Source organism: Pectobacterium brasiliense, from assembly GCF_016950255.1.
GTDB lineage: Bacteria > Pseudomonadota > Gammaproteobacteria > Enterobacterales > Enterobacteriaceae > Pectobacterium > Pectobacterium brasiliense.
Map to the genome: position 1 here is coordinate 3,200,791 of NZ_JACGFN010000001.1, position 13,177 is coordinate 3,213,967.

General features: G+C 54.0%; 13 protein-coding genes. 6 read left to right on the forward strand and 7 right to left on the reverse strand.

Annotation, left to right across the window (positions count from 1 at the left end):
• The first annotated feature begins 243 nt into the window (after positions 1 to 243).
• Both H4F65_RS14200 and H4F65_RS14205 read left to right on the forward strand, forming a co-directional pair.
• On the forward strand, positions 244 to 1,536 hold the full coding sequence (locus H4F65_RS14200) for a dicarboxylate/amino acid:cation symporter (RefSeq protein ID WP_010681403.1): 1,293 nt from the start codon (positions 244 to 246) through the stop codon (positions 1,534 to 1,536).
• A 342-nt stretch (positions 1,537 to 1,878) separates the two neighbouring features.
• Entirely contained in the window at positions 1,879 to 3,396 is a 1,518-nt protein-coding gene (locus H4F65_RS14205; protein WP_010681402.1) for a M16 family metallopeptidase, read from the forward strand.
• 82 nt (positions 3,397 to 3,478) lie between these two features.
• Here the strand turns inward: H4F65_RS14205 and kdgK are convergent, their stop codons facing one another.
• Both kdgK and yhjD read right to left on the reverse strand, forming a co-directional pair.
• Entirely contained in the window at positions 3,479 to 4,411 is a 933-nt protein-coding gene (gene kdgK, locus H4F65_RS14210) for a 2-dehydro-3-deoxygluconokinase (RefSeq protein ID WP_010681401.1), read from the reverse strand.
• A 147-nt stretch (positions 4,412 to 4,558) separates the two neighbouring features.
• A complete protein-coding gene (gene yhjD, locus H4F65_RS14215; RefSeq protein WP_010681400.1) occupies positions 4,559 to 5,575 on the reverse strand; it encodes an inner membrane protein YhjD in 1,017 nt (338 codons plus the stop codon).
• 129 nt (positions 5,576 to 5,704) lie between these two features.
• On the opposite strand from yhjD, the gene H4F65_RS14220 reads away from it, so the two are divergent.
• Positions 5,705 to 6,901 (forward strand): MFS transporter, encoded by a 1,197-nt coding sequence (locus H4F65_RS14220; RefSeq protein ID WP_010681399.1) that lies wholly within the window; start codon positions 5,705 to 5,707, stop codon positions 6,899 to 6,901.
• Between the two features lie 48 nt (positions 6,902 to 6,949).
• Here the strand turns inward: H4F65_RS14220 and H4F65_RS14225 are convergent, their stop codons facing one another.
• Together H4F65_RS14225 and H4F65_RS14230 are read right to left on the reverse strand one after the other, a co-directional pair.
• Positions 6,950 to 7,516, reverse strand: a complete 567-nt coding sequence (locus H4F65_RS14225) for a DcrB family lipoprotein (protein ID WP_010681398.1) — start codon at positions 7,514 to 7,516, stop codon at positions 6,950 to 6,952.
• A 186-nt stretch (positions 7,517 to 7,702) separates the two neighbouring features.
• On the reverse strand, positions 7,703 to 8,380 hold the full coding sequence (locus H4F65_RS14230; protein WP_010681397.1) for a 7-cyano-7-deazaguanine/7-aminomethyl-7-deazaguanine transporter: 678 nt from the start codon (positions 8,378 to 8,380) through the stop codon (positions 7,703 to 7,705).
• Between the two features lie 233 nt (positions 8,381 to 8,613).
• Between H4F65_RS14230 and tusA the strand changes: the two genes are divergently transcribed.
• Positions 8,614 to 8,856, forward strand: coding sequence for a sulfurtransferase TusA (gene tusA / locus H4F65_RS14235; protein WP_010681396.1), 243 nt, complete (start codon positions 8,614 to 8,616; stop codon positions 8,854 to 8,856).
• A 59-nt stretch (positions 8,857 to 8,915) separates the two neighbouring features.
• Here tusA and H4F65_RS14240 read toward each other — a convergent pair whose 3' ends face one another.
• Complete coding sequence (locus H4F65_RS14240) at positions 8,916 to 11,279, reverse strand: zinc/cadmium/mercury/lead-transporting ATPase (protein WP_010681395.1); 2,364 nt, start codon at positions 11,277 to 11,279, stop codon at positions 8,916 to 8,918.
• Positions 11,280 to 11,373: 94 nt separating this feature from the next.
• On the reverse strand, positions 11,374 to 12,003 hold the full coding sequence (locus tag H4F65_RS14245) for a lysoplasmalogenase (protein ID WP_010306582.1): 630 nt from the start codon (positions 12,001 to 12,003) through the stop codon (positions 11,374 to 11,376).
• Positions 12,004 to 12,194: 191 nt separating this feature from the next.
• On the opposite strand from H4F65_RS14245, the gene H4F65_RS14250 reads away from it, so the two are divergent.
• Positions 12,195 to 12,515: a DUF1820 family protein gene (locus H4F65_RS14250; RefSeq protein ID WP_010681394.1), complete on the forward strand. Its 321-nt coding sequence runs from the start codon at positions 12,195 to 12,197 to the stop codon at positions 12,513 to 12,515.
• Positions 12,515 to 12,874, forward strand: a complete 360-nt coding sequence (locus H4F65_RS14255; RefSeq protein ID WP_010681393.1) for a DUF2500 domain-containing protein — start codon at positions 12,515 to 12,517, stop codon at positions 12,872 to 12,874. Before H4F65_RS14250 ends, H4F65_RS14255 begins: the two co-directional genes overlap by 1 nt.
• Before the next feature lie 3 nt (positions 12,875 to 12,877).
• Here the strand turns inward: H4F65_RS14255 and H4F65_RS14260 are convergent, their stop codons facing one another.
• Complete coding sequence (locus H4F65_RS14260; protein WP_167740038.1) at positions 12,878 to 13,153, reverse strand: DUF1145 family protein; 276 nt, start codon at positions 13,151 to 13,153, stop codon at positions 12,878 to 12,880.
• Between the last annotated feature and the right edge of the window lie 24 nt (positions 13,154 to 13,177).

The window sequence follows — 13,177 nt, forward strand, 5'->3', positions numbered from 1 at the left end:
TGAGGGCTTTTCAAGGCAATATCACTGCCGAAAAAATGTGCATCTGTTACAAGTAAATTGCATTGATGTTTCTTTATAATTCCTGCTGACGTGATTCAGCTCTTGTTTTTAACCTATCGTTCACAAACTAAACTTATAAAACATTCTCAGCTTGTTATTGCAATGTTACTTTCCGGCGCAATCACAGGCGGCATTTTCGTACCCTATTCCCCTCCTGTGTTTTCCCCACCATAGGACGTATGTATGAAAACATCAATTTTTAAAAGTCTTTATTTTCAAGTTCTTGCCGCCATTACAATAGGGATACTGTTGGGGCATTTCTACCCCCAGCTTGGTGAGCAAATGAAGCCGCTGGGCGATGGGTTTGTTAAATTAATTAAAATGATTATTGCGCCGGTTATCTTCTGTACGGTAGTTACCGGTATCGCAGGCATGGAAAGTATGAAGTCGGTCGGTCGTACTGGTGCGGTCGCTCTGCTGTATTTTGAAATCGTGAGTACGATTGCGCTGATTATCGGTCTGGTCGTGGTTAACGTGGTGCAACCTGGCGTGGGCATGAACATCGACCCAAGTACGCTTGATGCGTCTGCGGTGGCGGTTTATACCCAACAGGCTTCGCAACAGGGTCTGATTCCGTTCCTGATGGATGTAATTCCGGCGAGTGTGGTCGGTGCGTTTGCCAGCGGTAATATCTTGCAGGTTCTGCTGTTTGCCGTAATGTTCGGCTTTGCTCTGCACCGCCTAGGGGCAAAAGGCAAAGTGATTTTTGACGTGATCGACAGCTTCTCCAAGGTCATTTTCGGCGTCATTAACATGATCATGAAACTGGCTCCGCTGGGTGCGTTCGGTGCAATGGCCTTCACCATCGGTAAATATGGTGTCGGTACGCTGATACAGCTGGGACAGCTGATCGCTTGCTTCTACATCACCTGTGTTCTGTTCGTGTTTCTGGTGTTGGGCAGTATTGCCAGAGCGACAGGCTTCAGTATCTTCAAATTCATTCGCTACATCCGTGAAGAACTGCTGATCGTACTGGGCACATCCTCTTCTGAATCCGTGCTGCCACGTATGCTGGAGAAGATGGAGAAGGTCGGTTGTAAAAAATCGGTCGTTGGTCTGGTTATTCCTACCGGATACTCGTTCAACCTTGATGGCACTTCCATCTATCTGACAATGGCCGCGGTATTTATCGCTCAGGCGACCAACAGCCACATGGATATCTGGCATCAGATTACCCTTCTGGTGGTACTGCTGCTGTCCTCTAAAGGTGCAGCGGGCGTGACGGGAAGTGGATTCATCGTGCTGGCGGCAACGCTGTCTGCCGTGGGCCACCTGCCTGTTGCCGGTCTGGCGTTGATTCTGGGTATTGACCGCTTTATGTCAGAAGCCCGTGCGCTGACCAACCTGATTGGTAACGGTGTGGCGACCATCGTGGTAGCAAAATACTGCCGCGAGCTGGACGAGAAGAAACTGGATGCTGAGCTGTCTGGCACCAACAAGAACGATAATGGGATTACACCGACTGCACAGTCATAATTCCGATACGGTTTTCTAAATCAGTTCCCCACGGCGTTAACGCCCCGTGGGGGAATTTTTTTGTCTGCCAACACGTCGAACCAAACCGTTTCCCTTCCTTTTCTTACCCGCCCTGAAACGTAAAAATATTGTTAAATATGACTATTTTTACCTTTTTTGCTGATTATTTCGTCTTCTGGAGTGACATAGACAAAAGCGCGCTGTCCAAGGGAATGGTACACTTCGCGTCTTTAATTTTTTCCGTGATATATCCACGAGAGTGTGCGGTGGCAGACGCAAGGCCACCATAATGATCAACAATAACCACATTATTATGTTGGATAGCTATGAGTAGGGGTTCACATGCAGGGCACCAAAAAGGCGCTTTTCGTTGGTGGTTTGTTGCTGGCCGTGGTCAGCAGCGGCGTGCAGGCTGAAGCACTACAGCCCGATCCTGCCTGGCAGCAGGGTAAGCTTGATAATGGTTTTACCTGGCAGTTATTAACCACACCACAGCGCCCCGGCGATCGGGTTGAGCTGCGTCTGGTTGTGAATGCTGGGTCGCTGCTGGAAAACGCCCAGCAGGTAGGTTTTGCCCATTTTCTTCCCCGTCTGGCCTTAGCGCCCGGCGATAAGCTGTCCGCTGCCCAGCAGCCTTCTATGTGGATGCGGGATGCTAACAGCTCACGCGTCCTGCCTCCGGTCATTGTCTCGTATGACTTCACATCGTATAACCTGAGTTTGCCGAATAATCGCCCCGAATTGCTGAAAGAAGCGCTGGCGTGGCTTTCGGAAAGCGCAGGGCAGATGACGTTCGACGAAAAAAGCCTACAGGCTGCGTTGAAGGTGCCCGATCAGGTGGCAACCTTTCCGATTAACCCACAGGATCCGAGCTGGCGCTATCGTCTGAAAGGCTCACCCCTGCTGGCGCACGATCCTGCTCAGGACGTCAAACCGCCGTTGAATGGCGAGCAGCTCCAGCAGTTTTATAAAACCTGGTATACGCCAGATGCGATGACGCTCTACATCGTCGGTCATGTGGATAACCGCAGCGTGATCGAGCAGATCGGGAAAGCCTTCTCCCCGCTGGAAGGGAAACGTGAAGCGCCCGCGCCGTTGCCGACACTGAGCCCGCTACCGCCGCAGGCGATCAGCCTGATGAATAACAACGTCCAACAGGATACGCTGTCGCTGATGTGGGATGCCCCGTGGCACCCGATTCGTGAATCGCAGGCGCTGGTTCGCTACTGGTTGGGTGATATGACGCGGGAAGCGATGTTCTGGCGCCTACAGCAGGCGCTGGAGAAGAGCCCGCTGAAGAGCAACAATCTCCGCTTCGACTGCAATGTGTTTTATACCCGTTCTCAGTGCGCGATTCATATGGATGTCCCGAATAGTGAGGGCGTTGAGCCGGGCGTGACGTTTATGGCGCGTGAGCTGGCGACGCTGCGTGAAAAAGGGCTGACACAGCAAGAGTTTGATGCGCTGATTGCGCGCAAGACGGACGAGCTGAACAAGCTGTTTGCGACCTATGCGCGGACCAGCACGGACATCCTGATGGATCAGCGATTGCGCTCCCAACAGAATGGCGTCGTAGATATTTCTCCCGAGCAGTATCAGAAACTGCGCCAGACCTATCTGTCCGCGTTGACGCTCGATATGCTGAATCAGGAACTGCACCAGCAGCTGGTACAGGATACAACGCTGATGTTGATCCAACAGCCTGGTGAACCGGAAGCGAATATGAAAGCGTTGCAGGAAGCCTACGACCGGATTATGACACCAGCGACCGAGCCGGTTGCCAGCGCCGCGGCGGCTGCGCCTGAAGGTGCCATTCCTGAAGGAACGAAACCGCAGGAAACGGCACCTGCTGCACAGTAATTCGTTAATCAGTCAGTCATTAATCAGTAAATAGAAAAGGCCGCGATTGCGGCCTTTTACTTATTATCACGCGACAGCCTGTTTATGCAGGCATTGCCTCTAGCGGGATAATTGCGCCACGGTATTGAATGACCGTGCTGGCCGTCAGGTGACCGCGCTGTGCGGCTTCCTGTGTGCTACCGCCGTTCAGACGTACTGCCAGATAACCTGCGCTGAAAGAGTCGCCTGCGGCGGTGGTATCGACCACTTTCTCTTTTGGCAGTTTGATCGCAGGGACATCAACCAGCTCCTGTCCGCGTTCAGACACGATGCAGGAATCGGCACCGCGTTTGATGACGACTTCGTTGACGCCCAAACCGTGCGTCCGATCCAGCACTGCTTCCAGCGGCTTCGTGCCCCACAGCATGTCTTCGTCATCCAGTGTCAGGAAAGCGATATCAGTACAGGACAGAATGTCGGTGTAGGCCTGCTGCGTTTCTTCTTTGCTCTGCCACAGACGTGGACGGTAGTTGTTATCAAAAATCACTTTACCGCCGTTAGCGCGGCAGGCGCGCAGCAGGGCGAGAAGGCGCTGACGGCTTTCTGGGTTCAGAATCGCCAGACTGATGCCGCTCAGGTAGAGATAGTCAAACTGTGCCAGCGACTGACCGATTTTTTCTGCTTCCGGGCTGTCCAGCCAGTAGCGGGCCGCGGCATCATTACGCCAATAGTAGAATGTACGCTCGCCGCTATCGTCGGTTTCAATGAAGTATAAACCGGGCAGCTTGTTGTCCAGTCGCTGAATCAGGTCGGTTTTCACCCCTTCTTTCTGCCAGGCAGCCACCATCTCGGTACTGAAGCTATCGGTACCGAGCGCAGTCACGTAATGCACGCCCAGCTTATCAGCGTTTACCTGACGGGCAATGTAAACGGCAGTGTTCAGCGTATCGCCGCCAAATCCACGGTTAAGATCCGTGCCCTTCTGCGACAGTTCGATCATGCATTCGCCGATTACGGCAATGTTAGTAGTTGTCATCACTTTTGGCCTGTTTGAAAAGCTGGGTATAAAAAATGCGGAAATTAACGTCAGTCTCAACATTACGCGAGACTGAGTCAATAGCCTTGAAACGATGTTTTATTTTTTCATGACGCAGATCGGAAAACCAGTGCTTTCACGCTGCTTTTAGCGATCGGAAGGGGGTGCTTTCTCTTGCTCATTCTTATCCGTCGAGGTGTCGCCTTTGTAGTTCGCCGTGGCGATCCAGGCGGCGCAGAAGAGTGTCAGACGAGCAAAGAAATAGAAGAACGCCATCAGACCAATGACCGAACCGAACGCGGCACCGGAAGGTGAGCTGGCCAGTTTAGGCAGCGCGACGGTCATCGCGAACTTGATCACTTCAAAGCCCACTGCGGCGATCAGCGTGCCGCGAAAGAGTGCTTTGCGTTTGGGTTTATGGCGCGGTAAAACGAAAAATATCCACAGGAATAACAGATAGTTGGCGAAGATGGAGATCGACAGGGCAATCAGCGTCAACGCGGGGCGCAGCCACTCGATGCCATCCAGCCCCAGCGCGGTCACAATCATGTTTTGCGCGGTGCCAGCAACGGAGGTCAGGAAAAGCGTAATGATAAGTGCAATGACCAGACCGGTCAGCGACAGGAAATCCCGCGTGTACTGAAAGTAAATCTTCTCTTCATCTTTCGGGTTCCGTTCCCACACGTCGCGCGACTGGGCGCGAATCGCCTCACGCAGGTTTCCCATCCAACTGATGCCAGAATAGAGCGCGATCAGCAAACCGGTAATCCCTACGGTAGTACGCTGCTGCACGGCGGTGTTAACGGTACTTTTCAGCGTATTGGCCAGATTAGGATCGCTGATACTGTTGACGATACGGTTAATCAGCCCCGTCAGCAGGTCAGGGTTTGAGGCCAGCACAAAACCCACGGCGGCAAAAGACACCATGAGAATCGGGATCAGCGACAGAAAGGAAAAATAGGTAATGGCCGCGCCAAACTGGTTGCCCATCCGATCGTTAAAACGTTCGCCCGCGCGAATCAGGTGCGCCACGCTGGGGATCGCCTGAATGCGTGCGGCCAGACGCTTACTCTTGTCCAGAAACGAGAGGGGTTTCTGTGGTGATTGATCCCCTTCTGGGGTTGACGATGTTGACTGGCGTTCCGGGTCTGCCGGTGCAGGCATTGCGTTTCTCCTGTGTTCGGGATTAGTTTATTAGCATAAGGTTGATTATAACCAACAATATAAGAATGTTACTTTTCGATGTTTTTCTGAACGTACGTCATACACGGACGTTAAGCGAGTGAATTTTCCATGCCAACACCTTCCCCATCCGAACCGGCGCTGAGCGGGCTGCGCCTTAATCTGCGTATCGTTTCGATTGTGGCGTTCAACTTCGCCAGCTATCTGAATATCGGCCTGCCGTTAGCGGTGCTGCCGGGGTATGTGCACGATCACCTTGGCTACAGTGCATTCTGGGCTGGGCTGGTGATCAGCCTGCAATACTTCTCCACGCTACTGAGCCGACCGCATGCGGGCCGCAGCGCCGACGAAAAAGGACCGAAAAAAATCGTCGTCTGGGGGCTGGCTGGCGTCATGCTGAGCGGGGTGTTTTACCTGATGGCTGCCTTTAGCGATGCCTCGCCTGTAATCACGCTGCTGTTGTTGTGTCTCGGGCGTGTCGTGCTGGGAGCCGGACAGAGCTTTGCCGGTACCGGTGCAACGCTCTGGGGCGTCGGTGTGGTCGGTTCTCGACACATTGGACGCGTGATTTCATGGAATGGTATTGCCACCTATGGCGCGATGGCGATCGGCGCACCGCTCGGCGTCTGGCTCAACCATATCGGTGGGCTAAAACTGCTTTCCGTATGCATTATCCTGATCGCAGCCGTGGCGATTGTCCTCGCACTGCCGCGTCCGGCGGTGCAGGTCGCGCCGGGGAAAAAGATTCCCTTCCGTGAAGTGCTGGGGAAAGTCTGGGTTTACGGCATTATTTTGGCGATCGCCTCTGCGGGTTTTGGTGTGATCGCCACCTTCATCACGCTGTTTTATGCTGACCGGAACTGGGAAGGCGCGGCGCTGACGCTGACCATTTTCAGCTGTGCCTTTGTCGGCGCACGATTGGTGTTTCCTAACAGTATTCAACGGTTTGGCGGACTGCGCGTGGCGATGGCGTGCTTCGTGGTTGAAATCGTCGGGTTGTTGCTGGTCTGGGGAGCAACGCAGCCGCTGATGGCGGAAGTCGGTGCGTTCCTCGCGGGGGCGGGCTTCTCTCTGGTGTTCCCGGCATTAGGTGTTGTCGCCGTTAAGGCCGTATCGCCGCAGAATCAGGGTAGCGCGCTGGCAACCTATACGATATTTCTTGATTTATCGCTGGGCATCGTCGGGCCAGTGGCGGGTATGCTGATGGCCTATACCGGTATCGCCTCTATTTATCTGGCGGCGGCGCTGCTAGGGCTATGCGGTCTGGCACTGACGTGGAGACTGGCTCAGCGAATCACCAGCGTGTAGAAAATGACAGTAACCACCTTGGTGGCTACTGTCTGACGATAACACCGATTACTTCAGCTTCAGGGTGTGGATGATGCCTTCTGCTTCGCTCTGTGCCTGTTGCTGATTGCTGGCTGGCAGCGTGATCTGCAAGGTCAGCAGTTGGTTTTCCACTTTGCCCAGCACGACAGAGGAATAAGCCTGTTGTCCGCTGCTAGTGATAATGCTGTCGAGCTGTTGCAGCTTCTTGCCGTCAACGTCGATGGTCTTGTTGGTGACAACCTGGAGGTTGGCGTCACGTGTGCGCTGTTGATCTTCCAGACGCTGCGCCAGCACGGTCAACTCTTCTGTTGTGTTGTCGCCCAGAATCACGATGACCGCTTTCTGCCCATTATCATTGGCGTAAACGTGCATGTTATTCGCTTGCGTACCGACCTTACCGCTTTGATCACGCATATCAGCCGGCAGGGTAAATGCCACCTTGCCATCCATTAATTCGATATTCTGACCTGCGCTGGCTTCTGCGGCAGGTTTATCTTGTGCGCCCGATTTTGCAGCGTCATCCGTTTTGCCATCACAGGCAGCAAGCAGGCCGACAAGCAAGCCGACACCGAGGTATTTGATTACATTCGACATGGGATCCCTTTCTCTCGTTTTTGAAACAGATAATCGTTTAAACAGGTAATAACAGTATGGCACCCTATTCAGATAGCAAAAACAAGCATTTTGTTGTTGCAAACCGTTGTGTGTGCCTGCGTTATTTTTACAAAACGATGAATGACTTAACGAGAAAAGGCGGCGCAAATGGCCGCCCGATTGACATTAATGATGGCTGCTGGCGGAACGGTAGTTAGCTGGATCTTTCTGTTCGCTCAGACGTTTGAGCACCATGTTCAGCATGACACCGTACATCGGCAGGAAGAACGCCAGACTGATCAGCAGCTTGAAGGCATAATCCACCATCGCGATTTCAACCCAATTTGCCGCCATGAAGGCATCAGTGCTGCGGTAAAATGCAATGAAGAAAAAGGCCAGCGTATCGCTGAAATTACCAAACACGGTCGACACAGCCGGTGCGACCCACCACGCGCGTTTCTGGCGCAGGCGGTTGAAGACGTGAACATCCAGAATCTGACCGAGAACATAAGCCATGAAGCTGGCGCAGGCGATGCGCGCCACGACGATATTCACTTGACTTAATGCCTCGAACGACTGCCACGATCCCTGATAAAACAGGCTCGACACCAGATAGGAAATGACCAGAGCAGGCACCATCACGGTCAGAATGATACGACGCGCCAGCGGCGCACCGAAAACCCGTACCGTCAGGTCAGTTGCCAGAAAAATAAACGGGAAGGTAAACGCGCCCCAGGTGGTATGAAAACCGAAAATCAATACTGGGAGCTGAACCAGATAATTACTCGACGTAATGATCAGGACATGGAACAACGATAGCCAGATCAGCGCCGTAAGCCGCTGCTGGGGAGTAAAACGATACATAATGTGACCTTTTTGGTTATTGGGGTTAGGGAACCCAAGAGATAACGTGCAGATTTATGCTGCAACGCGGCGGCATAATACGCAATTGTTTAGCTAATGCAATTATTTCGCTACGGGCATGTGTTTTGCCAGGAAAAGATGGTTGTTTTCTGCGCAAACGTTGTCGTCGCTTGCGTCGGGAAATCCTCAGCGTAAACTAAGGCGGTTTTTTGATTCCTGTACTGAGAACGTTGATGACCGATCCCTTTACCAACCCGGATAAAACCCTTGATGCCCAGGGGCTGCGATGCCCAGAGCCTGTAATGATGGTGCGTAAGATGGTACGCCAGATGGAAACCGGGCAAACGCTACTGATTATTGCCGACGATCCGGCCACCACCCGCGATATTCCCGGTTTTTGCGTGTTCATGGAGCATGAACTTCTGGCGCAGGAGACCGAACAGCTTCCCTATCGGTATCTGTTGCGCAAAGGGTAATACTCGTCATACTTCAAGCAGCAGGTGCGCGGCGTTGCACCGCGCACCGTAGACTGCGATTAGTCCTGTTTTCTCAAGAGCCGCAGCGCGTTAGCGGTGACCAGCGCGGTTGCGCCGGAATCCGCCAGTACGGCGAGCCACAGCCCGGTAATGCCCAGAATACTGGTGACCAGAAATACCGCTTTCAGCCCCAGTGCGATGGTAATGTTCTGGCGAATATTGCGCTGCGTCGCCCGCGACAGGCTAATCATCGCCGCCAGCCCGGTCAGACGGCTGTGCGTTAAGGCTGCATCGGCTGTCTCCAACGCCACATCCGTACCGCTTCCCATTGCAATTCCGATCGTTGCGGCTTTCATCGCCGGTGCGTCGTTGATGCCGTCGCCGACCATCGCCACGGGATGCTGCTGACTCAATTCGCTGACTGCCGCGACCTTATCGGCGGGGAGCAGGCTGGCGCGGTAATCGATCCCTAATGTCGCCGCAATCGCCGCCGCCGCGCGGGGATTATCGCCCGTAAGCATGACGCCACGAATCCCCAACTGCTGCAAAGCATCCAGCGCTTCACGTGCATCGTGGCGTAGCGTATCGCTCAACGCCAGCACGCCGAGTACGCTATCGTCCTCTTGCACCACCACGACGGTTTTTCCTTCGTTTTCCAGCGCCTCAACCCGCTGTAACCAGTCGGCATCAAGCAGATCGGGCGCGACGCGAGTCGGCGCGCTGACCTGAATTCGCTTGCCGCCAATCGTACCTTCCACGCCGACACCTGCCAGCGCTTTGCGATTTTCCGCCATTGGCAGGAATGTGCTGCTGGATCGCGCATGCTGGACGATCGCTTTGGCAAGCGGATGGTGCGAACCGGACTCCACGGCGGCGGTGCGCGTCAGCAGCGCCGTTGCGCTCACGCCCGCGGCGGGCAATACGTCCGTCACCTGCGGCTTGCCTTCTGTCAGCGTGCCCGTTTTATCGAACGCGATAGTCTTGATGCTGCCCAGCGATTCCAGCGCCGCGCCGCCTTTAATCAGCGCTCCACGGCGCGTTGCAGCGGCCAGCCCGGACGTAATTGCCGCAGGCGTTGAGATCACCAGCGCACACGGACAGCCGATTAACAACAGCGTCAGGCCGCGATAAATCCACTCTTGCCACGGCTGCGCCAGCAGCAACGGCGGAACCAGAATTACCAGCAGCGACAGCAGCATGATGGCTGGCGTGTAATAGCGGCTAAATTTATCGAGGAAGCGCTCTATCGGCGCACGGCGCTCTTCCGCTTCTTCGATCAGTTGCAGAATGCGATCGATCGCGCTGTTGCCCGGCTGTGACACCACGCGCAACTGCACGACCCGATCGACGCACAGGCTACCTGCGGCAATTTTCTCACCGGGCGTACGTTCAACGGGAACCGATTCACCGGTCAGCGCGCTTTCATCAAAGCTGGCGTCGCTGTTCAAAAGCTCCGCATCGGCGGGGAGCCGCCCACCGGGGGCGACTTCAATCACGTCACCGGGAACCAGACTGGCGACGGGAACGAGGCGTCGCTGGCCGTTGCCGACGACCGTGGCATCTTCGGGAAGCAGCGCCATCAGCGCCGTTACGCCCCGCCGTGCGCGGTTTGCCGCGTAAGATTCCAGATGTTCGCCCAGCATAAACAGCAGCAGGATGACGGTGGCTTCGGTGGTGGCACCAATCAAGAGCGCCCCGATGGAGGCCACGCTCATCAGCGTTTCAATCGCGAAGGGTGTACCCGTGCGAATGAGCTGCACCGTTTTCTTCAGTATCGGAATCAGCCCGACAAGGGTGGTCGCGATAAACGCGATCTGCCCGCCGCGCTCGCTTAGCAGGGAAAGTCCCCAGCTTGCAGCAGCCAGCAGAGTGAAAAGTATTAAGAAACCATATTCATGCACGAAGCGACGTACGGTCGAGGTGTCGGGCGGAGTGAGGGGGAGTGCGGTGTCCTGCAAGGTGAAGCCCGCTTGCTGAACGGCATGTTGAACCTGAAATCGAATATCGGTGTTGGCATCAACAACCAATTTTTCGGTGGCGAACAGCACTTTGGCCTGTTCAATTCCGGTGAGATTTTTTACTGCATTTTCGATTTTACGTGCGCAGCTGGGACAATCCATCCCGCTGATTTTCCAGCTGAAACGCTGGTGGGATCGGGGCCTATCGCTGTCTCCGCCGTCGGGGTCGTCTGAATCTGCGCTACCGCCGCTGTCTGACGACGACTGATCTGTGCCACACGCGCTCTGCACTACGGCGTCAGATGTGTGTTTGGTTGAACAGCAGCTGTGGTCGGCGTGGTTTGAATGCTGCGTGTGCTCGTTGCAACAGCTTTTAGTACGGGATGGCGCACTGCGCGGCGCGTGGTGAACGCCGTTATTGCAGCAGGCTGATTTCTCAGTGCTGTGGTGCTGATGAGAGTGCATGTCTTCCTCCTGGGTTATTAGTGATAGCCATTCTCATCAGGAACTTTACACCGCCGCTCAATGCTTAGCCAGATTTTCGTTAGCGCCGCGAACGTCAGAAATAGAGGGAGCGAACGATCAGGAAATGGCCGCCAAAATAGCCCGCTGCCACAATCGCCTGATGGGCGCGGAATGGAAAACGGTAATGGTGAATCAGCCAGGCCGCATGGGCGATAAACAGCAGTACGGTGCCCGTCAGCAGGGAGAAATTCGCGTTTGTCCCCAGCGCAAAATACCGCTCGCCAGCAATCCAGACCATTAACGTCGTCATGATGATGAATGCGCAGGCGGGCCAACGCTGTGCTTCTAATCGTCCCCAGATAATCGCGATCAGGATCGCGGCCAGAATGACGAGCGTTAATGCCAGCGGCCAAAAGAACGTGAGTGAAATCTGCCCGGTAAAAAAGCTAATGGTGTACAGCAGGTGGGAGAGGAAATAAGCGCCAAACGCGTAAAGCAGGCGCTGAGTCGGCAGCAACAGCAGGGTGTCTGCGACCAGCGTTGCCAGCAGCCCCAACACAATCAGATAACCCGGTACACCAAGCAGCGGCGTCTGCCAGGCCAGAGCCAGCAGCAGTAGCATCGTGACTGGCTTGAATAACCAACGTTGCCACGTTGGACCACGGTAGCTGGCGTCCACATACAACCAGCCAGAAAAAAGTACAGCAATAAATGACCAAAGCATAGCGTGTCCTTTTTGTGTTTTTGTTTGTGTCAGGATAAAAATAAACCGTTCTTTATTCAGTGTAGGGGATTGTGGGGAAGTTAAACAACACGAGGCGAGACGGATGCGACTTCTGTGAGCTTCATGGTATGTTATCGCCTGTTTTTATTGTAAATGGGCGCCGTGAAGTCTCGAAGGGAGTATTGTGTTGAATGAGTAATGAATCCGCGCTTTATCGTATTCAATTTATAAATAACGGTAAGAATTACCAGCTTTACGTGCGTGAGTTGGTACAGAGCAGCCTGTTCGGTTTTATTGAAATTGCCGACTTCGTGTTTGATAGCCAATCTACGGTGTTGGTTGACCCGTCAACCGAGAAACTAAAAACGGAATTCTCTGGCGTTAGCCGCAGTTTCATTCCTCTACAGGCGATCATTCGCATTGATGCCGTGACGGAAAAAGGCAGCGCCCGCATTTCTGATTTAGGCGACAACGTTACCGCGTTCCCTTATCTTCCTGGCAAGAAACCCTGATGGGTGATTTTCCCTGGCTATTGGTTTTCGCTGTTGGTGCAATTCTGCTGCTGGCAGCGCGACAATACCGACGCCAACGTTATCGGGAAGCGCAGAATGATGCGGCTCCGCTGCGTATTGTGAGCGCAGAGGTGAAACACAAACGCGAATTTCCCCGCACTCGTCGGCGTGCGCGTGAGCATCAGGTGATGGTCATGGAGGACATGCTTTATGAGGCAACATTTAGGCCGATTGCTGGCAGCGGGGATATTACATTGCGCCTCGAAAGCGCGGATTATCACCAGCTTGATACCGGTATGCAGGGATCGTTGCAGCTAAAGGGCACGCGTTTTATTCGCTTTGTGCCCCAGCAGAGGTAGCGATTACAGCTTCGGTGGCTTAGGCTGCTTTTTCTGCCACGCCAGCAATTCAAACACGCCAAAAAGGAAAATACGGGCCTGAAGCGCGCGGTTCAGCGCGGGGCTGTCCTTCGGCTGGCTGGATTTTAACAGCAGCAGCTGAAAACCATGCATCAGGATCATAAACACCATCGCCACGGTCATGAAAATATTCAACGGCTTGGGAAATGGCTGAATCAGGTTAAGCAGCAGAAATCCCCACACGCCCAGCATCAATAGCCTGCCAAGGTTAATCAAAATCATCTCTTACCCTTACGTTGCTGC

Excerpts from the sequence above, each read along its gene's own strand:
- H4F65_RS14240 (WP_010681395.1), bottom strand. The coding sequence starts at position 11,279 with ATGCACTCTCATCAGCACCACAGCACTGAGAAATCAGCCTGCTGCAAT.
- H4F65_RS14225 (WP_010681398.1), bottom strand. The coding sequence starts at position 7,516 with ATGTCGAATGTAATCAAATACCTCGGTGTCGGCTTGCTTGTCGGCCTG.
- H4F65_RS14230 (WP_010681397.1), bottom strand. The coding sequence starts at position 8,380 with ATGTATCGTTTTACTCCCCAGCAGCGGCTTACGGCGCTGATCTGGCTA.
- kdgK (WP_010681401.1), bottom strand. The coding sequence starts at position 4,411 with ATGACAACTACTAACATTGCCGTAATCGGCGAATGCATGATCGAACTG.
- H4F65_RS14250 (WP_010681394.1), top strand. The coding sequence starts at position 12,195 with ATGAGTAATGAATCCGCGCTTTATCGTATTCAATTTATAAATAACGGT.
- tusA (WP_010681396.1), top strand. The coding sequence starts at position 8,614 with ATGACCGATCCCTTTACCAACCCGGATAAAACCCTTGATGCCCAGGGG.
- H4F65_RS14245 (WP_010306582.1), bottom strand. The coding sequence starts at position 12,003 with ATGCTTTGGTCATTTATTGCTGTACTTTTTTCTGGCTGGTTGTATGTG.
- H4F65_RS14200 (WP_010681403.1), top strand. The coding sequence starts at position 244 with ATGAAAACATCAATTTTTAAAAGTCTTTATTTTCAAGTTCTTGCCGCC.
- H4F65_RS14255 (WP_010681393.1), top strand. The coding sequence starts at position 12,515 with ATGGGTGATTTTCCCTGGCTATTGGTTTTCGCTGTTGGTGCAATTCTG.
- H4F65_RS14205 (WP_010681402.1), top strand. The coding sequence starts at position 1,879 with ATGCAGGGCACCAAAAAGGCGCTTTTCGTTGGTGGTTTGTTGCTGGCC.
- H4F65_RS14220 (WP_010681399.1), top strand. The coding sequence starts at position 5,705 with ATGCCAACACCTTCCCCATCCGAACCGGCGCTGAGCGGGCTGCGCCTT.
- yhjD (WP_010681400.1), bottom strand. The coding sequence starts at position 5,575 with ATGCCTGCACCGGCAGACCCGGAACGCCAGTCAACATCGTCAACCCCA.